Annotated in this window: 22 protein-coding genes; 11 read left to right on the top strand and 11 right to left on the bottom strand. The window is 39.7% G+C overall.

Going from position 1 to position 21,394, the window contains the following annotated elements:
- Nucleotides 1-1,434, top strand: a complete 1,434-nt coding sequence (locus PL9214_RS25880; protein ID WP_072722161.1) for a hypothetical protein — start codon at nucleotides 1-3, stop codon at nucleotides 1,432-1,434.
- Between the two features lie 300 nt (nucleotides 1,435-1,734).
- Here PL9214_RS25880 and PL9214_RS25875 read toward each other — a convergent pair whose 3' ends face one another.
- The 4 genes from PL9214_RS25875 to PL9214_RS25860 all read right to left on the bottom strand — a co-directional run bounded on the left by PL9214_RS25875 (nucleotide 1,735) and on the right by PL9214_RS25860 (nucleotide 3,748).
- On the bottom strand, nucleotides 1,735-2,289 hold the full coding sequence (locus tag PL9214_RS25875) for an Npun_F5560 family protein (RefSeq protein ID WP_072722160.1): 555 nt from the start codon (nucleotides 2,287-2,289) through the stop codon (nucleotides 1,735-1,737).
- A gap of 238 nt (nucleotides 2,290-2,527) precedes the next feature.
- A complete protein-coding gene (rpsF, locus tag PL9214_RS25870; protein ID WP_072722159.1) occupies nucleotides 2,528-2,866 on the bottom strand; it encodes a 30S ribosomal protein S6 in 339 nt (112 codons plus the stop codon).
- A gap of 119 nt (nucleotides 2,867-2,985) precedes the next feature.
- Complete coding sequence (locus tag PL9214_RS25865) at nucleotides 2,986-3,462, bottom strand: Tic20 family protein (protein ID WP_072722158.1); 477 nt, start codon at nucleotides 3,460-3,462, stop codon at nucleotides 2,986-2,988.
- Nucleotides 3,463-3,550: 88 nt separating this feature from the next.
- Nucleotides 3,551-3,748, bottom strand: coding sequence for a hypothetical protein (locus tag PL9214_RS25860; RefSeq protein ID WP_072722350.1), 198 nt, complete (start codon nucleotides 3,746-3,748; stop codon nucleotides 3,551-3,553).
- 248 nt (nucleotides 3,749-3,996) lie between these two features.
- Here PL9214_RS25860 and glyA point away from each other — a divergent pair, with 248 nt between their 5' ends.
- From glyA to PL9214_RS25830, 7 genes are all read left to right on the top strand, one after another.
- Nucleotides 3,997-5,280 (top strand): serine hydroxymethyltransferase, encoded by a 1,284-nt coding sequence (gene glyA, locus PL9214_RS25855; protein ID WP_072722157.1) that lies wholly within the window; start codon nucleotides 3,997-3,999, stop codon nucleotides 5,278-5,280.
- 184 nt (nucleotides 5,281-5,464) lie between these two features.
- Nucleotides 5,465-6,523: a glycosyltransferase family 4 protein gene (locus tag PL9214_RS25850; RefSeq protein ID WP_072722156.1), complete on the top strand. Its 1,059-nt coding sequence runs from the start codon at nucleotides 5,465-5,467 to the stop codon at nucleotides 6,521-6,523.
- 56 nt (nucleotides 6,524-6,579) lie between these two features.
- On the top strand, nucleotides 6,580-7,827 hold the full coding sequence (locus tag PL9214_RS25845; RefSeq protein WP_072722155.1) for a competence/damage-inducible protein A: 1,248 nt from the start codon (nucleotides 6,580-6,582) through the stop codon (nucleotides 7,825-7,827).
- Between the two features lie 539 nt (nucleotides 7,828-8,366).
- Entirely contained in the window at nucleotides 8,367-8,504 is a 138-nt protein-coding gene (locus PL9214_RS31605; RefSeq protein WP_186440459.1) for a hypothetical protein, read from the top strand.
- Nucleotides 8,482-8,985, top strand: coding sequence for a type II 3-dehydroquinate dehydratase (aroQ, locus tag PL9214_RS25840; RefSeq protein WP_072722154.1), 504 nt, complete (start codon nucleotides 8,482-8,484; stop codon nucleotides 8,983-8,985). Before PL9214_RS31605 ends, aroQ begins: the two co-directional genes overlap by 23 nt.
- Before the next feature lie 11 nt (nucleotides 8,986-8,996).
- Entirely contained in the window at nucleotides 8,997-10,067 is a 1,071-nt protein-coding gene (locus PL9214_RS25835; RefSeq protein ID WP_072722153.1) for an ADP-ribosylglycohydrolase family protein, read from the top strand.
- A gap of 299 nt (nucleotides 10,068-10,366) precedes the next feature.
- On the top strand, nucleotides 10,367-12,682 hold the full coding sequence (locus PL9214_RS25830) for an HD family phosphohydrolase (protein WP_439331544.1): 2,316 nt from the start codon (nucleotides 10,367-10,369) through the stop codon (nucleotides 12,680-12,682).
- A gap of 10 nt (nucleotides 12,683-12,692) precedes the next feature.
- Here the strand turns inward: PL9214_RS25830 and PL9214_RS25825 are convergent, their stop codons facing one another.
- The 3 genes from PL9214_RS25825 to PL9214_RS25815 all read right to left on the bottom strand — a co-directional run bounded on the left by PL9214_RS25825 (nucleotide 12,693) and on the right by PL9214_RS25815 (nucleotide 14,792).
- On the bottom strand, nucleotides 12,693-13,547 hold the full coding sequence (locus PL9214_RS25825) for a carbohydrate ABC transporter permease (RefSeq protein WP_072722152.1): 855 nt from the start codon (nucleotides 13,545-13,547) through the stop codon (nucleotides 12,693-12,695).
- A 1-nt stretch (nucleotide 13,548) separates the two neighbouring features.
- Nucleotides 13,549-14,115, bottom strand: a complete 567-nt coding sequence (locus PL9214_RS25820; RefSeq protein WP_072722151.1) for a 5-formyltetrahydrofolate cyclo-ligase — start codon at nucleotides 14,113-14,115, stop codon at nucleotides 13,549-13,551.
- Between the two features lie 332 nt (nucleotides 14,116-14,447).
- On the bottom strand, nucleotides 14,448-14,792 hold the full coding sequence (locus tag PL9214_RS25815; RefSeq protein WP_139295158.1) for a cytochrome P450: 345 nt from the start codon (nucleotides 14,790-14,792) through the stop codon (nucleotides 14,448-14,450).
- A gap of 202 nt (nucleotides 14,793-14,994) precedes the next feature.
- Between PL9214_RS25815 and PL9214_RS25810 the strand changes: the two genes are divergently transcribed.
- Nucleotides 14,995-16,305, top strand: a complete 1,311-nt coding sequence (locus PL9214_RS25810) for a serine hydrolase (protein ID WP_072722150.1) — start codon at nucleotides 14,995-14,997, stop codon at nucleotides 16,303-16,305.
- Nucleotides 16,306-16,462: 157 nt separating this feature from the next.
- Here the strand turns inward: PL9214_RS25810 and PL9214_RS25805 are convergent, their stop codons facing one another.
- The 3 genes from PL9214_RS25805 to recR all read right to left on the bottom strand — a co-directional run bounded on the left by PL9214_RS25805 (nucleotide 16,463) and on the right by recR (nucleotide 18,525).
- The gene (locus PL9214_RS25805; RefSeq protein ID WP_072722149.1) at nucleotides 16,463-16,864 is read right to left on the bottom strand and encodes a protein kinase family protein; all 402 of its coding nucleotides are present in this window, start codon (nucleotides 16,862-16,864) and stop codon (nucleotides 16,463-16,465) included.
- 268 nt (nucleotides 16,865-17,132) lie between these two features.
- On the bottom strand, nucleotides 17,133-17,540 hold the full coding sequence (locus PL9214_RS25800) for a molybdopterin-binding protein (RefSeq protein WP_072722148.1): 408 nt from the start codon (nucleotides 17,538-17,540) through the stop codon (nucleotides 17,133-17,135).
- A gap of 373 nt (nucleotides 17,541-17,913) precedes the next feature.
- Nucleotides 17,914-18,525 carry a recombination mediator RecR gene (gene recR / locus PL9214_RS25795; RefSeq protein ID WP_072722147.1) on the bottom strand — a complete coding sequence of 204 codons (612 nt, stop codon included), beginning with the start codon at nucleotides 18,523-18,525 and terminating at the stop codon, nucleotides 17,914-17,916.
- Between the two features lie 261 nt (nucleotides 18,526-18,786).
- On the opposite strand from recR, the gene PL9214_RS25790 reads away from it, so the two are divergent.
- Nucleotides 18,787-19,278: a redox protein gene (locus PL9214_RS25790; RefSeq protein WP_072722146.1), complete on the top strand. Its 492-nt coding sequence runs from the start codon at nucleotides 18,787-18,789 to the stop codon at nucleotides 19,276-19,278.
- Nucleotides 19,279-19,358: 80 nt separating this feature from the next.
- Here PL9214_RS25790 and PL9214_RS25785 read toward each other — a convergent pair whose 3' ends face one another.
- Nucleotides 19,359-19,568 (bottom strand): hypothetical protein, encoded by a 210-nt coding sequence (locus PL9214_RS25785; RefSeq protein WP_139295157.1) that lies wholly within the window; start codon nucleotides 19,566-19,568, stop codon nucleotides 19,359-19,361.
- Between the two features lie 233 nt (nucleotides 19,569-19,801).
- Here PL9214_RS25785 and PL9214_RS25780 point away from each other — a divergent pair, with 233 nt between their 5' ends.
- Complete coding sequence (locus PL9214_RS25780; RefSeq protein ID WP_072722144.1) at nucleotides 19,802-21,391, top strand: hypothetical protein; 1,590 nt, start codon at nucleotides 19,802-19,804, stop codon at nucleotides 21,389-21,391.
- Nucleotides 21,392-21,394 lie beyond the last annotated feature (3 nt).

Below are 21,394 nucleotides of genomic sequence, written 5' to 3'. Positions count from 1 at the left end.
ATGGCAGATGAATCAATAATTAGAACCGTTAAAAATCCCAAGCTAACACTAATTGCTTTTCAACTTAGAAATAATTTAGCGTTAGGGGATGAACCTGTAGAAACAGCCGATCACCTTTGGAAAAAATGCCAAGAATTAGGAAAAATATTAAATTGTCCCCCGTTAGAAACGTTAATTAATCGACTTTATCAACATCAAGGAAAAATTGGTTTTCCCCCCAGAGAAGATGATATCTCAAATGACTATGTAGAGCTTTTAAAACCAGATCGGTTTTTACATTTTAATGCTATTCCTGATCCAGATAAACCCCAACTTAAAGGCGAAGTCTATCCGCTACAAATTCATGATACCTACGCCATTGATATTACCTTTCGTCGTCCTGAAGCCGTTGTTAATCTGTCTGAATTTAACTATTTTTTAAACCCTAATTATTGTTTATTACCCGATAATATTCAATCGGATTTAGGACAAACGTTAATATTATTTGCAGAACCTTTACTTTCAGAATCAGATCATTATCAAGATTTTGCCAATGCTTGTGTTGAGGCGTTATTTCCCAGTTCAGACGCACAACGGTTGTTAGCAAATTCTCCCTTGGTAGGAGAGTTGTTTGGAAGTCCGATTTTTGAATATAATACGGGAGAATATAACCTCTCTCGTCAGATTCATTTGTTAATTTGGTTTAATTGTTCCCCACAAACCCAAATGTTAGAAGAACAGGGGAATTATTATGAATTGTTAGTTAATTTGTTGTGTTGTCGAAATAAAATTCTGTATAGTTATACTCAAGCTCGTTGGTGTTATCAACAAGCCAAGGATCTATATAAACAATTATTACCCAAAGTAGAGAATCTCAAGAAATTACCTCAAGACTTAACTGAAAAACTGGAATTTTTAAAACAGGAGTTGATTTTAATTCCTCAGTCTTCCTGTGAATATGGTGAGTATATTCAACACATAAAGCTCCACTTAAATACAATAAAAACGAATCTTAAAAATTATCAATATTATCTAAATCAACTGTATGAACTTCTGATATTAGAGGATAATTTACCCTTTTTTAAAAGATTTGAAACCCGCACAAAAAACAAGTTTATAGAACAAATTAACGTTGATTTAGGTTATTTAATACCAGGTCAAAATTTGTTTTCAGAATTAATTAATACGATTCGCGGATTAGTTGAAATTGAACAAGCGGAAATTGATCGCTCGTTAGAAAAAACAATTGCAATATTAGGAGTCAGCTTAGGTGTAGGAGGAATAGCAGCATCAACTTTTTCTGGTTATGTTGAAAGACCTTTGATTGATTCTAATCAATCCCTATCTAAAATATTTACTCATCCGGGGATATTTGCCTTTTTATTGAGTGTAGCTTTCACTTTGGTTACGGGATTATTAACCGCCAAATTTTTATGCTATAGAGGCAGAAAATAACTTATCTAAATCCTAAAATCCTTTTAATTCTTACTGTTGCCTGTTGCCTGTTGCCTGTTCCCTTAAAAATTATATGAAATTATTAAATGTTTGCTACGCATCTAGTCGCTGTAGAGACGTGCCATGGCACGTCTCTACAAAGGTTTAGGATAATAATCTGTAGCATCGATTTCAGGATTTCATATTAGCACTATACTTTGGGCAATTCTTTACTGACTATCAAGTTAAAAGGTTATTCTTGAGTTAGAATAACCTCTTAATTTTTAAGATTTGATATTTTGTTTGAAATCCCATTAACAATCAAGCATTACCAAAAGTGGGAACCTCAACAGAACCCCCACCTCGATTTTGAAAACTGGGTAGATCCAACCCACTCGGACGACGACTTTTTTGAGCTAAACGATAGCTAACGCTTTGTAACTCAGCATTAAGTTGTTTATTTTCACGTTGAAGTAATTCCACTTTTTCCATCACTTCATTCAGACGTTCTGAGAACTTCTGACGGTAAACTCCAGGTAACTCTTGAACGACTTGTTCCAACATCCGGGAACGATCTGTTAACTCCTGAACCGACTGTCTCAGTTGATAAACTTCTGTATCCCGTTCAGCAATTTGTTCTTGATAAAACTTAACCTGCTGTTCCATCTCTTGCAGTTGTTCTCGTAAAGCGACCATTTGGACTTGATGCCGTTCAGACACGTCCGGGGCCGGTAATAAATTAGCATCCCCTTTAACCAAACGGAACAGTTCTTGAGATAACTGTTGAATCAACTGATCTCGCATTTGTAGCTCTTCGTTTAAACGAGCAACTTCAGCGTTTAATTCCTGTGGCGTTTGACTTTTGGCTTGGCTCACGGTAACTGACGGCTCCTATAAATTTATTCTGTATATTTGTTCTTAAAATACTCTTCCTTCCCCAAATTCGCAATAGTAATGAAGCGGGGGTAGGGTGTGGGTATCAGTGTCAACTTCAGCCGAAAACCCATGATTACAGCCCAGATCCCCCTAAATCCCCCTAGAAAAGGGGACTTGCCTCTCCTGTTCCCTCCTTTTTTTTAGGGGGGGTTAGGGGGGATCTTTTGCTCTTCTCTACTTAGGCTTCTTGAAGTTCAGGTTCTGGGGTTTCGGCGATCGCTGGAGCAACTTCTTCCTTAATGGTTAGATAACGAATAACGTCATCACTGATCCGCATTGCTCTTTCTAGGACAGCGATTTGACTTCCAGGGCCTTCATAATTCATCTGGACGTAAATCCCTTCCCGATGTTTAGCAATATCATAAGCTAGACGACGTTTACCCCGATTTTGAATTTCAATATTCTGTCCACCCTGTTCCCGCAGAATATTTTCATATTTGGCAATAGACTGCTCAACTTGTTCATCGTTGAGATCGGGACGCAGGATATACATCGTTTCGTAAACAAAAGGTTTCATGCTGTTATGCTCCTTCTGGACAACAAGGCTTCTGGATTAGAAGCAAGGATCTTTGATTATATCAGGTATTGTCGGTGAAATACAGAAATTTGGGCAGGAAGACCCCGCCCCTAGAAACCTTAACGAACTTGCATATAAACCGCATCAGAAAGGGTAGGAATTTCTGCATATTTTCCTAAAAAGCACTGAATTATAGAATAGAAAAATGCAGCTAAAAGTCCTAGAAAGATCATATTGTAGAGAGTTTGACCAACAAATCCTTGCAAAAGAACATTGCCTAATACTTGGAAGATTAACGTACATAAAATGATAACAATGTCAATCAAAATTGCCTGCATTGTATTGAATCGAATGAAATGAGGAATATTTTCATTCCGAACTACTAGCATATATAACGCTATGAACACAATAAATCCCGCAAAAGGAACAATTTGATAAAGCGTCATCAAGGGAATAACAGGCAATGTAATCAGTTGTAAAATCGGAAACTGTTGAAATAAAAAGCGTCCAAAGGGCAACCCATCCATTAAAGGCAGTAGATAAGGTAAAGCCGCAAAAATGCGATCGCGTACTGTCGTCGTCCCGCGCCAAGTCATAACCAGTTCTCCTGAGTGTGTCTTAAACTCAGGATAGCGTAGTCCCAGATATTCGGTGTCAGTTGTCAGTTAATAGTCAGCAGTTCTATCATTGAATGTTGGCCATGCGGAAACCCATTTGACAATCATACTGACTGGGTTGATTGTCGATGGAGGGGCGCACCAAATGACCACAACAAAGCTGACCGCCTCTCCAACGAGGTTGACCGCTTTGATCAGCCAGCAAACACCCTTGACAAACCTGTTGAGAAGCAAGTACCTGGTTATCCATCAAGATGACTAGCATAATGGTTCCTCCGACAGATGCCATTTCTCTGTATCCATTGTAAGTCAAGAGTTCCAGCCTATTCAGCTAAATGACTTACAATTTAACAAAACGGGCGAAGATTTTAGGGCGTTGCGGTTAGGGAGTCAAGGACTAGAAGGGTTCAGCAAAGAAAGTTATTATTGAAGATTCTGGGTAAAATACGCTATTGAAACCCCTGATTAGGTGCAATAGCATTCTGTTTTTGTTTCATTAAGAGGAATTTTATTGTGAGTCAGACTAACTTAGAAATCTTATCTGAAACTGATCCGGTCATTGCTGATCTGATTCAGCATGAACTTTGTCGCCAACGGGATCACCTAGAATTAATTGCAAGTGAAAACTTTACCTCCGCCGCCGTCATGGCTGCTCAAGGGTCTGTTCTAACCAACAAATACGCAGAGGGATTACCTAAAAAACGCTATTACGGAGGTTGCGAATTTGTTGATGGTGTCGAACAGTTAGCCATTGAACGCGCTAAACAACTGTTCGGGGCAGCTAGTGCCAATGTTCAGCCCCATTCCGGTGCTCAAGCCAACTTTGCCGTGTTTTTAGCCATGCTCAAACCGGGTGACACCATCATGGGAATGGACTTATCTCATGGCGGGCATTTAACCCATGGTTCCCCGGTCAACGTTTCGGGTAAATGGTTTAAAGTTTGTCACTATGGCGTTAGCCCCGAAACTGAACAACTCGATTATGACCAAATTTTAGAATTAGCCAAACAGCATAAACCCCAAATGATGATTTGTGGGTATTCTGCCTATCCCCGAATTATCAATTTTGAGAAATTCCGTGCCATTGCCGATGAAGTCGGTGCTTATTTAATGGCTGATATTGCTCATATTGCCGGGTTAGTGGCAACGGGTCATCATCCTAACCCCATCCCCTACTGTGATGTAGTGACAACAACGACCCACAAAACCTTAAGAGGGCCAAGAGGGGGGTTAATCTTAACACGAGACCCTGAACTGGGCAAAAAATTGGATAAAGCTGTATTTCCGGGTTCCCAAGGTGGCCCCTTAGAACACGTCATTGCCGGAAAAGCCGTTGCTTTTGGCGAAGCACTCAAACCAGAATTTACCACCTATTCGGCTCAAGTGATTGCCAATGCCAAAGCCTTAGCCACTCAGTTACAAAACCGAGGGTTAAAAATTGTTTCCAATGGCACGGATAACCATCTGATGTTAGTGGATTTACGTTCCGTGAGCATGACGGGAAAACGGGCGGATGCACTGGTCAGTGATGTTAATATTACTGCTAATAAAAATACCGTTCCCTTTGATCCTGAATCTCCCTTTGTCACCAGTGGGTTAAGACTCGGTTCTCCGGCTATGACCACACGGGGAATGGGAGAAACGGAATTTATTGAGATTGGTAATATTATTGCAGACCGACTGCTGAACCCCGATGATGAAACCATTAAAGAGGCTTGCCGTCAACGGGTTGCTAATTTATGCGATCGCTTTCCGCTTTATCCCCATCTCAGTGTTAAAGTTCCGGCTTTAGCCTAAAGGTTGGGTAGTGTGAATAATTGTAGAGACGTGCCACGGCGCGTCTCTCTATAACACCGAGGGATCTAATCGTAGGTTTTTCCAATTTCTTGTGACCCAATTTCGATATTTCTTGCAAGAAACGATCCCAAATGTAGTAAACTCTGGCTGACACTTGAAGAACATTTTGCACCTATAACCTCAGATGCCCCACCATCTGTACCACCTCCTTGCTTTTATTATTTCGGCTCTAGTTGTCATCTGGAGTACCCCGATTGTTAAGAAAATCGCCATCCGTTCAGGACAGGTTGATTTACCCAATGATCGCAAAGTTCATCAACAACCGATGGTTCGCTTAGGCGGCGTTTCCATCTTTGCTGGAGCCTTAATTGCTCTATTATTTGTTTGGATATCTGGTGGCTTTATTGATGCCACAGGTAAACCCTTAAGTTCAGAAGCTGAATATGAAATTTGGGGCGTGACTATCGGTGGCATTGCCTTTTTTCTGATTGGTTTAGCGGATGATTTGTTCAGTTTATCTCCCCTAACTCGCCTGATTTTGCAAACAGGAGTTGCGAGTCTGGCTTGGTGGGTTGGTGTCCGTATCGACTTTTTAACCATCCCTTATTTGGGTTTATTTCATATTGGATGGTTGAGTCTACCCATTACAATTATTTGGTTAGTGGGGATGACGAATGCGATTAATTGGATTGATGGTTTAGATGGATTGGCGGCAGGTGTTTGTGGAATTGCTGCCGTTGTCATGTTAATTGTTAGTTTATTTATGAATCAACCGGCTGCGGCTTTAATTGCGGCAGCGTTAGCTGGAAGTGCATTAGGATTTCTGCGATATAATTTTAATCCGGCTCAGATTTTTATGGGGGATGGGGGTGCCTATTTTATGGGATTTACCCTCGCTGGAGTGGGGGTCATTGGTTTAGTCAAAATAACGGCTGTTACCTCTGTTGTTCTTCCCTATTTAATTTTAGCGGTTCCGATTTTAGATATGTCTGCCGTTATTTTAGATCGGATTCGTAATGGTAAATCACCTTTTATTGCGGATAAACGCCATCTCCATCATCGACTATTAGATGCAGGTTTATCTCAACGCAGAACGGTATTATTTATCTATTCTCTTACGCTTTGGGTGGGCAGTTTAGCACTCGCTTTTTCAGGAATACCCAGTGGTTTAGCTTATGCCTTGGGTGCAACCGGATTATTAGGTTATACCAGTTGGCAAGCCTTAAAACGAGCCAGATTGTAGTAACTTCTGAAGTAGCTTCTATCTTTAATTTACAATAACTGACTCTCATTGATCTTATGGTTGCTGAAATTATTTGTGTCGGTACGGAATTGCTTTTGGGTGATATTCTCAATAGTAATGCTCAATTTTTAGGTCAACAATTAGCTCAATTAGGAATTCCCCATTATTATCAAACGGTTGTGGGAGATAATCCAGAACGTCTGAAAAAAGTGATTGAGATTGCCTCTAAACGCTCTCAATTATTAATTTTTACCGGAGGATTGGGGCCAACTCCCGATGATTTAACCGTAGAAACAATAGCAGATTTTTTTGGATCTCCATTAATAGAAAAACCGGAAATTATTGAAGATATTACTCAAAAATTTACTCAACGGGGACGGGTAATGTCTGCGAGTAATCGTAAACAAGCGTTAATTCCTGAAGGGGCAGAAATTCTAACCAATTTAACGGGAACTGCACCAGGAATTATCTGGAAACCCAGGGGAGATAACCTGACCATTTTAACCTTTCCCGGTGTTCCGGCTGAACTTTATCAAATGTGGCGAGATGTGGCAATTCCCTATCTTAAAAATAACGGTTGGTGTCAAGGAATTATTCAAAGTCGAACGTTAAAATTTTGGGGAATAGCAGAATCAACTTTAGCAGAAAAAGTTGCGCCTTTTTTAGAGATGAAAAATCCAACTGTTGCCCCCTATGCGAATCATGGAGAGGTGAAATTAAGAATTTCTGCCCGGGCAGAGTCTCAAGAACTTGCTCAACAATTAATTACCCCCGTTGAAACCCAACTGCGAGAAATTGCGGGGCTCGATTGTTATGGAGCACATGAGGATACCTTAGCTTCAGTAGTTGGGGCGTTATTACAAAAAAGTCGAGCCACATTAAGTGTTGCAGAATCTTGCACAGGAGGAGGGTTAGGACAAATGCTAACCCAAATTCCCGGCAGTTCTGACTATTTTCTTGGGGGTGTGATTGCTTATGGTAATGCCGTGAAAACCTCTGTGCTAGGGGTTAACCTTGATGATTTAACTCAACAGGGGGCCGTTAGTTCCATCGTCGCCCAACAAATGGCCTTGGGGGTGAAAACCCTATTAAAGACGAATTGGGGTTTAAGTATTACAGGGATTGCGGGGCCAGGAGGAGGGACAGCTACAAAACCCGTCGGACTGGTGTATATCGGTTTAGCAACACCCAACGGCCAGGTCGAAAGTTTGGAATGTCGTTTCGGTCAAACCCGGGGTCGGGACTGGATACGCCGGGGGAGTGCCAGTAGCGCCCTTGACCTTCTGCGTCGCCATCTGAGTTAGGGAGAAAAGGAAAGTCGTGCTACGCCTACCCCCGCTCATCAACAATCAACCGTCAACTCTGAAAACCCCTTGCGTAAATTTGTAAAGATTTGTTATGATGAAAGCGGTAAACTTTAATTCAAAACCTAATCACAACTTGTAAAAATTGGTAAGATGTAATTAGTGCAGCCTATCTCAAATTCTAGTTGAGCCAGCCTGTATAACATCGGTTATCATCATTAAACCTTGTTTCAATTCATCCTAAATGCAATTGCTCTAGGAGATGAGTTAAGCTGTAAAATTCTCTAAATTCCTTAGATTGCTCTAAGACTGTCATGTTAGCAAACGCTTAAAAATTCCCAAAATTTTTGTAGAATTTTGAGCGGGAGGTAACATAATAAAATAAAAAATATCTCAGAGATATCTGTTCTGTATAAAACTTGCTAACCCATAGCAAGGCTGAGTTTTGAGCTATATGCCTAGCTTGGCTTAAACTTCGGTTAATTTTAAACCTGCGGTCAAGTTGCGTAGCCAGTTTACAACGAGGAGCCATTTGTTCAATGGAATACATTGAGAGAATACTGGAAAAACTAAAAGAATGGGCGCGTGAGCTAATTGATGCCTTATTAGGCCCTGCGGCTCAACCGGAAGCGGAGCCGATTCCTGTACCAGTAGATGAACCCCTTCGTCGAAGGTAGTTTAGTTGATTTAACATTTTATCAGGTTACTCCGTTGCTAAGTCTTTTGGTACTGCATGGCCCTAATTTGAATTTGTTGGGTCAGCGCGAACCCGAAATCTACGGGAAAACAACGTTAGACGGAATTAATCGAATGTTGGAGCAGGAAGCACAGTTGCTTGAGGTTCAACTTTCGATGCTTCAGTCTAACCACGAAGGAGCTTTGGTGGATGCAATACACTCCGCATTCGGGCAACACCAAGGTTTATTAATTAATGCTGGAGCGTATACTCACACAAGCATTGCCATTCGAGATGCGATTTCAGGGGTGGGAATTCCGACCGTTGAGGTACATCTGAGCAATATTTATCGTCGAGAAGCGTTCCGGCATCATTCTTTTATCTCATCAGTGGCGATTGGGCAAATTAGTGGATTTGGCGCAGAAAGTTACCGTCTGGGACTACAGGCTTTAGTTCATCATTTGAAGGGGCAAAAAGCCTGAGAATCGGTTCCATGAAGAAAGATTCATTATGCAGCCAATTTCAGGGGGCGATTCTCGGAGGAGTCCTCGCTTATGAATTAGGTCAATGTTGGTTAACCTATGGCTCCGTTTCACCGGGTAAACCAGCGATGGAACTTGAGGATGATCCATCTCTACAACCGATGATATCTCTGCTCAAAACAGAAGTTGGACATCTTCAAAAACCTCTGTCTGGGGCGCTATCTCCTCGTTCATCTGGGAATGCAGGAAGATTAATTTCCCAACTCACCCAAAGCTTAATTCAATATCAAGGCTTCGATGCGGTTGATTATGGCAAAAGGGTACAAACCCAAACCAAACCTTTGTTTAAGTCTGCTAGTGAAGTAGCTTTAGTCGGCTTACCCCTAGGGTTGTTCTTTCATGACAATTTGAGGGCGTTACAACCCTTAGACTGGAAGGAATTAGAAGGGGTGGCTGAAATTCAGGATGGGATAGGACTGATGGCCACAGTGATCGCCCAGATGCTCACACCCCACCCAGACCTTCATCGGCTGATTCCTAACCTTTTACCCCGATTACAGCCAAAAACAGCTTTAACGGCTAAATTAGAACAGGTTCAAACTTTATTGGAACACAGAGCTAGTTTAGAAACGGCAGTTCGTCAATTGACTCAAGCGGCAAAAGCTAGTTCTGCTACCTTCGATTCTGAAAACTGGATCGCTTTAGCTTTGAGCCTCTATTGTTTTCTGACCACTCCCGAAGATTATTCTTTAACGGTTTTGCGATCGCTACAAACAGGATATCACCCCGAACTCACTGTGACCCTAAGTGGAGCCTTATCCGGTGCCTATCAAGGCTTAATGGGAATTCCTACCCGATGGCGTTTAGCATTTTCAGAGAAACCGTTATTTTCCCAAACTGACCCAAAGATTGAAAATAATTCTGTAGAATTCAACAATTATGAGACTGAATTGCTACAGTTAGCTCATCACTTATTCGCGGTTTGGTCAGGGGTGTATCATCCCATTCCTTCTCATCCCGCTTGTAAGACTTTCGCACAATCAGCCGTTGCCACCCCAACCCAAATGAGAATACAAGGATAAATTATGTTCAGCCGGAGAGATCGGTGCTGAAACCGCCTAACGATAAGCGTTCCTTAAAAATTTCAAGCAATACTATAGAATGAAGATGACACGGCTGCTAAACCCTTGATCTAGCTTCAATGCAGATGAATACGCTCCATGCTCTGACGCAACAGATTGAACGGCTTTGTAGCCGCGCTCATCCCCCCTTGCCTTGTGCCAAGCCTTCCCAAACAAAAATACCCACTTCCCTCTCCAGTGATAGGACTCCCTCGTGGCCTCGATACCAACGCAGAAACATTAACAAAAGTCCTGGTTCCATGAGTAGTCCCACCTTTTTTCTCGTAGCCGTTGTTTCCTTAACCAGTGTTATGGGAGTACGGTTTTACAACCAACCGAAACTCGATGTGGGTCGGGTTGCACCGGAAACGATTAAGGCACCGTGGGACGCCAGTGTTCCCGATCTTAAAACAACCGATGAGAAGCGCAAAGCCGCAGAAATTGGTGCTATTCCCGTATTAGTGATTGACCTATCTGTTAATCAAGAGATTCATCAAAGGATTCACAAGGTATTGGAACAGGGAACCTATATCCGCAAGATTTCGCAACCCTTTCCTTTTGTGGATAAAGGGATTTTATCGACTGAAGTTCAACGTTATTTAAGGCACTGTCCAGAACGGGAATGGCAGGATTTATTGGCTCAAGTTGAACAAGTGAGTGTGCAAATTCCTTCGACAATTCAACGTAAAAGTCCTAATAAAAAGACGGCTACAAAATTTGCAGATTGGCAACAAGCAACTTTAGAGGCGATTCGCCAACAAAGCTTAATCCAATTAAAATCCTATCGTCGTCGAACGACTCCCGTTGAATTTTCGCAATTGGTCTCTGACATCACGCAAGCTCGTTGGCGTTATGCGAAAGCTTTAAATGCGTTTTCTCAAGAAGGGTCTATTGAGCAAGAAATTTTCTACACGGAATCTTTTTTTGAATGGCCTCATACAACTTGGTTGCAAACTCAAAAAGGAATTAATCAAATTAGTCAGGAAATGTTGGCTCAAGGCATCGCTCCCGGCTTACCCGATGAAATTCTTAGACAAGCGATTGAGATTCAAGTCAAAAATACGATTCCTTCAGACAGTCAATTGTTTGCTACCCATTTATTTACTGAAGTTTTAAAAGCAAATTTGGTTAAAGATCCTCTAGCAACTCGTCATCGAGCGGAGTTAGTTGCCCAACAAATTGAACCTGTGATGGTGAATATTAATAAAGGAGAGATCATTGTTTTTAAAGGGGAAAAAATTACTCAACAGGATTTTGTTCTCCTGGATTATTTTGGTTTAAGTGAACGGGGAATTAACTCCAAAGGATTAATGAGTCTTGTGGGATTAGTGAGTGCTGGAGTTGGAGTGGTTTTAGTCGTTGAATGGAAATTTCATCGAGGTTTACGTCGTCGAGATCGGTTGCTATTATTATTGCTAACGTTAAGTACGCCGATTATTATTTTATTAAAATTACCCCTGATTAATTTACCCGCAGTGGGGTTATTAGTGGGTAGTTTTTATGGGTCTGCTGTGGGTGCTACAGTGGTGGGTTTGCTTTCAATTTTGTTACCGATTGGGATGGAAATTGATAACGTCCATTTATTAGCGAGTGCGGCGGGGGGACTGGTGGGCAGTTTGTTAGCGGGACAATCTCGCTGTCGAGAAGAGTTAGCGTTATTGGGATTAGGAGTTGGCGCGGCTCAAGGTGCAGTGTATTTAATTCTAAATTTAATGGCAAGTGCAACGGCGGGATCAATTTGGTATGTGTTGCTTAAAATTGTGGGGTTACAAGTATTAGAAGGGATTGCTTGGAGTATTGTCGCCTTGGGTTTGAGTCCCTATTTAGAACATTTATTTGATTTAATTACTCCGATTCGATTAGCCGAATTAGCGAACCCCAATCGACCGTTATTAAAACGATTAGCTATGGAAGCACCAGGCACTTTTCAACATACAATGTTTGTGGCTAATTTAGCAGAAGCAGCAGCACAAGAATTAGGCTGTAATGTGGAATTAGTCAGAACCGGAACCCTTTATCATGATATTGGAAAAATGCACGACCCGTTAGGATTTATAGAAAATCAAATGGGGGGGCCTAATAAACATGATACGATTAATGACCCTTGGGAAAGTACCAGAATTATTAAAAAACACGTCAGCGAAGGGTTAGTAATGGCGAAAAAATATCGTTTACCCAAAGCAATTCAAGCGTTTATTCCTGAACATCAAGGCAATATGCAGATTGCTTATTTTTATTATCAAGCGCAACAACAAGCGAAAGAAAATCCTCAGTTAGTCGTGAATGAAACGGATTTTCGCTATGATGGGCCCATTCCCCAATCAAGGGAAACGGGTATTGTCATGTTAGCAGATTCTTGTGAGGCTGCCTTGCGATCGCTTAAAGATGCCAGCCATGAAGAAGCGTTAAATATGGTGAATAAAATTTTAAAAGCTCGATGGCAAGATAATCAATTAATAGATTCGGGTTTAACGCGAGAAGAAATGAGTAAAATCGCCGAGGTTTTTGTCCGGGTTTGGGAACAAGTGAATCACAAACGCATTGCTTATCCTAAAGCGGCGTTAACTTGTCGCTAATAAATATTAATTAGCCTTTTACCCCTGACCCCGCATCTGTTGGCACAATATAGCGTTGTAAAATTAAAAATAATAGCAAAACAGGTGCAATGGAAATGACCGAACCCGCCGCAATTAATCGCCAGTCTAAGGAAAATGTTCCGGCTAAAGTTGCTACTCCTAAAGGCATGGTATAATAATCGGGTTGATCTAATATTAATAACGGCCAGAGGAAGTCACTCCAAGACCCAATAAATACAAAAATTGCTAACGTAATTAAAGCAGGTTTAACGGCGGGAATCATCACATTCCACCAAATCCCTAATTCTGAACAACCATCAATTCTAGCGGCTTCTTCTAGTTCTTTGGGGACGCTTTGAAACGCTTGTCTTAAGAGAAAAATTCCAAAGGCAGAAGCAATACTGGGGAAAATAATTCCTAAATAAGTATTCCTTAATTCTAACTGCACCGTTAACACATATAACGGAATCATCACAATTTGAAAGGGAATCATAATTGTGGCAATAATAGCCGTAAAAATTCCATCTCTACCTTTAAAGTTTAATCTGGCTAAGGGATAAGCTGCTAAGGAACAAAACAATAAATTTAAACTCACTGTTAAGGTGGCCACAATTAGACTATTCAATAAATATCGGCCAAAAGGATTCGCTTCCCAGACGGTAATAAAATTCTGAAACGTCGGTTGACTGGGGATTAATTGCGGGGAAAATTGAAAGATATTCTCACTGGGAGATTTAAACGCGGTACTCACTAACCACACCAAAGGAAATAACATTAAGACAGCAATTATTCCCAAAATAATATAAATAATAACTGTTTTTAGGGTTTTATTATTGAGGTTAAATTTAGGCAATTGATCAATCATTTTAAACTCTTAAATCAAAAAAATTAGATTCTGTACAAACTGCATTTAACGGTTGATCCCAAGAATCAATTGGTAATTGAGGAAGATAAGCAGAATCAAAAATAATTCCAACCGTGGGAATAGAATTCCATTCGGGTAAACTCAACATTCGGTCATAAAATCCGCCTCCGTATCCTAACCGATATCCTTGAGCATCACAAGCAACGGATGGAACTAAGATTAAGTCAACTTCACCGGGTTTGAGTTTCGGTAAGTTAATATGAGGTTCAAGAATACCATAACGATTCATCTCATAAGTATCTCCGGGTTGCCAACAATGCCACGTTAAAGATTGTTCAAAACAACGGGGAAATCCCCAGGTTTTAGGGGTGTTACTCCATAATAAACTTAAATCGGGTTCTTGACGAAAACTGAAATAAGATAAAATAGTTTTGGATTGTTGAAAAAGTGAGTGCTGTTTTAAATTTTGGCACAAGTTTTCACTTTTTTCTTTCCAGTCTTCTGTTGACAGCGAACGACGTTGTTTAATCAGTAAACGTCTTAATTCTGGTTTGGTTTGATTTAACATTACTTTTTAATTTAATGAGATTAAAATTTTTCTAAGATGTAATAGATCCCTTAAGTCTAACAATAAATAGAAAGCGGATTAGAGAAAAAATTCAGTATAATTTAATCTTGACAAACCCGCGCCCAATTTATCATTAAAAAAATTCCAAAACTGCTATAAACTAGAGCCAACAGGATTAGAATTTTGGGGTGAAGTTTCAGATAGGGATCTCTTTTCTTTTACTAACATTTTAAATGAATCTGATATTCCTAATAAAGCTCCCCGTCGTTCCGGTTTTACAGGCTCATTTGTTGTTAATTCTAATTGCCATTGGCTTAAAATTGTAGCTAAAACTAACTTCTCCGTTCTCCATGAAACGGCGGAATTAATAATTTTCGTTGTCGTTGGTGGGGTTTTCCCGCTAAAGATAACAGTGATTGTGGGCCAGCTAAGGGAACTTGAATACCTGCTTCTGCGCCAGAATCTAATTGTTGAGGGTCAGTGGTTAAAATTTGTTGAATCGCTTGGGGATTACTAATAAACACTTGGGGTTTAAATACCGGGCCAATTCTAACAGTAAACATATCCCCATATTGTTGAGTATATTTATCCATGAAACCTAATGGATCTTTCATCCATTGTAAGGTTTGTAGCCAGGGGTGGGTTCGGGGGCCATTAGGAAGTTGAGTATTGACCATGATTTAAGCTTTTGTGGATTTCTGTAAGGATGTTTTCAACTAATTTAACTCATGGCTGTAATGATTTAATTTTGATAGAGATCATGGTAATCTGATTTCGGATCTCATCTGTTTAAGAAACTGAGCAAAGAGATGTCTTTGCTGAGGAAAGATGTTATCTGTGTCTATAAACCGATGAAGCTTGTGTGTGAGGAGTTTAAGAATGCGTCAAGTCTGGCGTTGGGCTATAACAGTAACAGGTAGTATGGCACTGATTGTGGGTCTGGGACTGACTCAAGCACTTCCTTCATTCGGAACCGCTTCAGAATTGTATGGAGCTCGTTCCTTAAAAGAATTAATTGTATTACGAGATCGCTTAATTCACGAGTTAGAAACCCCTCCTAAAGATCAACCTGAACCCAACTTTTTTAATTCTTTATTTGCTGACCCTCTGGAATTTGAACCGAATGAAATATTATTACAGAAATTAAAAACCGTTGAAGTTCAAATTTTAGTGGAAGAACGGGCTGAAGATAGTTGGAAACAAGCGATTCGTTTAGCAACCCAAGCTCAAAAAGTTGCTAATCCTAATGATCCTTCTCCCCAACAGCGAAAACAAGTACAAGATCTATGGGAAAAAGCAATTAATAATTTACAGGAAATTCCCCCCTATTCTTTATTAGCCCGCCAAACCTCTAATAAAATTAAAGAATACAAATCTAGCTTATCTGAAATTACCGATGAATTATTAGATGCACGGGCAAAAATATTAGAACAAATTCGTCAAGAAAGTGGGTTAACTCGTCAAGCAATGCTTACGGTTTGTACCTTAAAACGAGACTGTGTTAATTTACGGGGAAATGAACCCCCAGCGAGTCCCGCTAGTTTAATTAAAGTTCCCGTTGCCATCGCTCTTTTACATAAAACAGCCGAAGAAAAAATTAGTTTAGATCAAAAAGTTCTCGTAGAGAGAGGAAACTTTACCGAGGATGCTTCATCGATTCAAGCTCGTCAATCTTACTCTTTAAAAGAGTTAATGGGAGTGATGATTGATCACAGTAGTAATATTGCAACCAACCAATTAATTGATTATTTAGGTTCAGATTATATTAATAAATTTTTAGAATCCCAAGGCTATAAATTCACAAAAGTTAATTTTAAATTGATGGGAGATCATATTATGCCTTGGCGACCCGGAACAGGACGAAATCGATTAACCAGTAATGAACTAACAGAAATGATGGTACAGATTTATAATTATGAACATCCCTCTTCTCAAGTCTTAATTGATGCGTTAAATCGTCAATATGATCGGGTGATTGGTTATGCGGGTTTGCAAGGATTACCGAAAACTCAATGGTTAGGAGAAAAAACGGGTCAAAATTCTAGGGTTATTGGCACAACCGTTGCGGCTCAAATTAATGGGGAAAAATATATTATTACTGCAATTGATAATAACACAGCTAACGTTCCTCAAATTAGCACCTCAGTCCATAAAATAGCAGAATATATTGTGGAAAATGGGCAACTATAATCAATCATTTCACCGGATGTAGCGATCGCCTAATTAACAATAAAATGTCAGGGACTCACTACACCGTAGTAAGCCCTTCAGGGCTTTCTTAGAGTCCTAAAGGACTCACTACAAAAGTCCTAAAGGACTCACTACAAATAGAAAATTTAGCAGTCAATTATTCTTCATCTTCACTATCAACTTTATTTTTAATTTCATGCCAAACCGATAAAACTCCTGCCATCCAACTTTTAACAAATGTTAATTTATTTTCCTCATCATCGGGTAATAAATGACTCAATTCACCCGATTCTAAACGATTTTGATTTTGATAGTGGTGATGATCTAAAAAATCCCACAATTCGGCAAATGCGTCTGAGTCAATATTAATCCCGGCAACATTCAGATTTGCAATGCGGTGAAATTCTTGATAAGATAAACTACTCGCCGATTTAACCCCAAAATTAAAACCTTGTTCTTGAACTTGTTCTTCTATCGTTTTTTTGTCTTCGCGTAAGCGTTGAACTAAGGATTCAGAATCAAAGGTTGCAGTCATTTGTTCTTGTAGAGAAATAGCCATAATTAAAGCCTCCTGGCATTTGCCAGATTAGTAAATAAGTTAAAAAGGGGAAACTATAGCAATCTGATCTGACTTGTAAATTCTCTCTATTTCGTATTTAAAAAATCGATTACCCTTGTATCTCATAATTTACAAGTAATCTGGAAATGCTATAGTTATTGTTAATAGCATCTGGGTTGTTTGACAAAAATCAGAGTTGTTAACAATAGGAATAGTCGAATCCTGATGAGCCCATTGAAATGAATTCATTAGGTTAAATCACTGAATTTTATTCAGCTTCCACATCATTAAGTTCGTCTTTAATTTGATTCCAAACCGTTAATACGCCTTCCATCCAACCTTCAACAAAAATTGATTGGTTTTCCTCATTCAGAGAAGTCATTTCGCGTAATTCTTCGCCTTGAAATTCCATGTTTTGCTCAGGTTGACGACTGGCTAATAATTTCCACATATCCGCAAAGGAATTAGCTTCGATTCTGACATGACCTAGGCTGAGGCGTTCAATGCGTTGGAATTCTTTATAGGAAAGGGTCATGGCAGATTGAATTCCTAATTTCCGACCTTGTTCTTTGATTTGCGCCACTAACAATTTTTTTTCCAGTTTCAGGCGGTCAATCAGTTGTTGGTGGTTAAAGGTTAATGCTTGGGTTTGGGTTTCTTTGAGTGTAATCGCCATGTTTAAAGCCTCCTGGCACACGCCAGATATGTTGATTTCTTGTTTAACAGTCTGCAATCGCTCATACAACCCATTGGGGATGGCAATAGTCAGTCGTTTTGCACACATCGTTTTAACTTTTCTGTGTATAGGTATACAATAACTCGACTATTTGCATAATGGTAGCTCTTGTTACATTTTTTTACATACTTTTTGGCATTTATCCAATTTGTTATGTATTTATAGGGGTTTGGGGCGATTTAGGACTTATATTATGTAATCAATGGATTTTTGAATAAAGTTATGCAATAAAGGAGTGAACATATAGCCATCGCAAAAACCCGGCTTCTGTCAGAAACCGGGTTTTTATTCCCCAAGGGATGATTGAAGCAGGTTATTCTAACTCTCGTCGCCCTTCTAACGCTCTTGCTAAGGTAATTTCATCGGCATATTCTAACTCACCCCCCATCGGTAAACCAAAGGCAATTCGGGTGACTTTCGTAAAGGGTCTTAACAGTTGACCTAAATATAATGTTGTGGTTTCTCCTTCAACACTCGGACTAATCGCAATAATCACTTCTTTAATTTGTTGTTGACTTACCCGACGAATTAACGGTTGAATGGTTAATTGTTCAGGGCCAATACCATCCATCGGAGAAATCACACCCCCCAAAACATGATATTTCCCTTTATATTCCCGCGTTTTTTCTAATGCAATCACATCACGGGAGTCGGACACCACACAAATTGTATCGGGGTCACGTTGGGGATGGCGACAAATCTCGCAAACGGGTTCAGCCGAGAGATGGAAACAAACCTGACAGAAACCCACTTGCTGTTTCGCATCCAATAACGCCTGGGCTAAGGCTTGCACATCTTCATCAGGACGCTTAATCAGATGAAGCGCCAACCGTTGGGCTGTTTTTGGCCCCACACCGGGTAAATGTTGCAATTGCTCAATTAATCGAGCTAAAGGACGAGTATAAACCGTTGGACTGCCTCCAATTCCAAACCGTAGTAAGCCCTTCAGGGCTTTCTTAGAGTCCTTTAGGACTCACGACAAACCGTAGTAAGCCCTTCAGGGCTGTCCTAAAGAGAGTCCTAAAGGACTCACTACGATCTTACCGTAAAAATTCCCCCTCCCCGTCTCTAGACTATCTATTCGGTTTCCGCATAGAAACTATTCTGAATAAGTTTTGATTGTTTGAACGAGTGTGACTAAGCTAAAGACAACTCGCGAAAAACTAATATTTTAAATAGAGTGAATATGTTTGAATTAATCCCCTTTCATAAATTTCGTGATACCCCCAGTGTGCGTTTTTTTGATATTACAATTGCCAATTCAAACGCCCGTGATTTAGTCTTTCATGAAGGGCCAGCCATTAGCCCGAATAATACTGAAACCGGATATTGGCAATTTTATCTTCATCCTCATCAAGAAGATAATTTATTAGCGGTGAGTGGGGGACGTACTTTTTATTTAGTTAATTTTGCTTGGAAAGATCCCTATCATATTGTTAGATTAGATGCGAACCGTCACATTTTGAGAATTCCCCCCGGAACCTTCCATCGTTCTGTTTCTGACCCCGATGGTTCTTTAGTTTTAAACCAAGCTGTTAGAGCAGCAGAAGCAACAATTCAAAGCGAGTTTCGCATTTATAATAGTTTTGAAATTCCCCGTTTGCTGAAAGTTACTTCTAAATTCGGCCCCGAACCCATTTTACATGGCTTTGATCAGGAAGAACGAAAAGCAGCTTAAATTAGCAACTCAGTCATTCCGCTATAAAACTAAAGGAATGGCTGGGGATACAAATAATTGAGATTCTTCAGTTTAGTCTGTTAAAACTCTATAGTAATCCTATTTGATTTGTATCCAAAATTTCTGCTCAAAAGGGAACAGGGAACAGGGAACAGGGATAATACTTCTGATACTAAACAATAAAGAGCTTCTTCGCTCCCCTTGGGAAGATAGGTAAAATATCCATCAAGATCAACTTTAGGAATTCCAGGATGATTAATTTGACTCAAAACTTCTGCTTGTTGTTTCAATAAATCGACCGCTTTAGGATTATTTGTCAATAAAACTTTAAGAACCTTAACTTTCCCTTGATCATCAATTTCAAAATAAGCTTGATATTTAACCCCAAAGACATCAAGAATATCAAGAATTTACCAGGACTAACCTTGGAAGACCCAATAAACCACGAAATCAAATAGCGATCGCACCTTTTTTGGTACAATAGCGGTGATTTGTTTGGTGCACCGAATAGCCGTTATTAACCGTGAGTAAAGATTTATTTGCCCGTGAAGCCTTGGCTCAAATTCCTAAAATTTTAACCTTATTGGATCGAAATCCCCATAGTCGAACTTATGGTTGTTTTGATCGAAATTTTTGGCATTATAAAATCAAAGATTTTGCCAATGGTAGAATGCAAGAATTAGTGTTACCTCTGGCTTTAGTTTATGATCTTCCGATTTCCGATAATCCCTATTATCAACAACCTGCGATTAAAAATTGGGTGGAGGCGGGTATTCTTTATACCACTGATACGGTTCACAACGATAATTTTTGTGATCAAAATTTTCCCTTAGAACATTCTGCTAGCGCAACGGCTTTTTCCCTATTTGCTTGTTTAGAAAGTTATCATTTATTAGGGTTGATGAATTATGAAGGGTTACAAAGTTTTGAACGTCGGGCGAATGGATTAGCTTATTGTAAATTTAGCCAGAGTGCGAGTCAGGAGGCGTTAATTATTCTCTGTTTAGAACGGTTGGGACAAATGTTACAAACGTCTAAATGGCATCGCATTAAAGCTTCACGTTTAGATTGGTTATTCTCCTTACAAAGTCAGGAAGGATGGTTTAAAGAATACGATACTTTTGATCCCGGTTATCATAGCTTAACGATTTCTTTTTTAGCTCAATTGGATGATTTAAGAGGGGATTTACGCTTTAAAGAATCTTTGCTGAAGGCGGTAGAGTTAGCGTCTTATTTTATTCATCCTGATGGGTCGTATGGGGGTGAATATGGAAGTTTAAATACTTATCAATTTTTTCCCTATGGGTTTGAATTGGTAGGGGAATGGTTACCGGATGCACTACGAATTAATGATCGATTTTTACAGGGTCTTAAGAATGGTTTATCAGCTTGTTATGGCGATGATTATTTATTAGGAAATTGGGTTGGAAATTATCTGCTGGCTTGGCGCAATTTTGTTCCTGGAAGACCCCAGCCTTTACCGCGAGATGTGGCGAGTATTGGCTTAAAGGAAGCAGAAATTTTAATTAAACGTCGTCCTCATGTAGAATTATATGTGGCTTTAAATAAAGGGGGAGTTTTTAAGCTATTTAGAGAAAATAAACTGATATTATCAGATACTCATTTTTCCCTACAAGTTCGTCAGGGTCGTCAGATTAAAAATGCTGTGGCGCATTTAATGAGCTCCTATACCATTCATGTTGAACAGGATGATGTTTTAATTGAAGGGGGATTAAGTTGGGTAAAACCTAATCAATTATCTTCGTTGAAATTAGTGTTAATGCGAATTTTAATATTGATTTTAGGGAGATTTTTCTCAAAGCAAATTCAGAGTTTAAATCCTTCTGAAATTGTTCGCGGAAAACAGGATGCACCTTTTCGATTTACACGACGATTTCGCTGGGAAAGAAATCAATGGCATATTATTGATGAATTATATGCTGATTCTTGGCGAGGAATTATTTCCGCAGGTATTAGTTGTGATCAAACGTCGATGGATATTCCTTCTAGTCGCACATTTCAACGAGGACAATTACAACCTTGGTTAGATTTAACGGATGAAATTAGGAAGTTAACGCCGGGTCAATGTTTGAAATTAGAACGACGATTTTAAGTT

This window comes from Planktothrix tepida PCC 9214 (genome assembly GCF_900009145.1).
Classification (GTDB): domain Bacteria; phylum Cyanobacteriota; class Cyanobacteriia; order Cyanobacteriales; family Microcoleaceae; genus Planktothrix; species Planktothrix tepida.
Note: the sequence above shows the minus strand (reverse complement) of the source record. Positions and strands in the feature narration are given on the sequence as shown.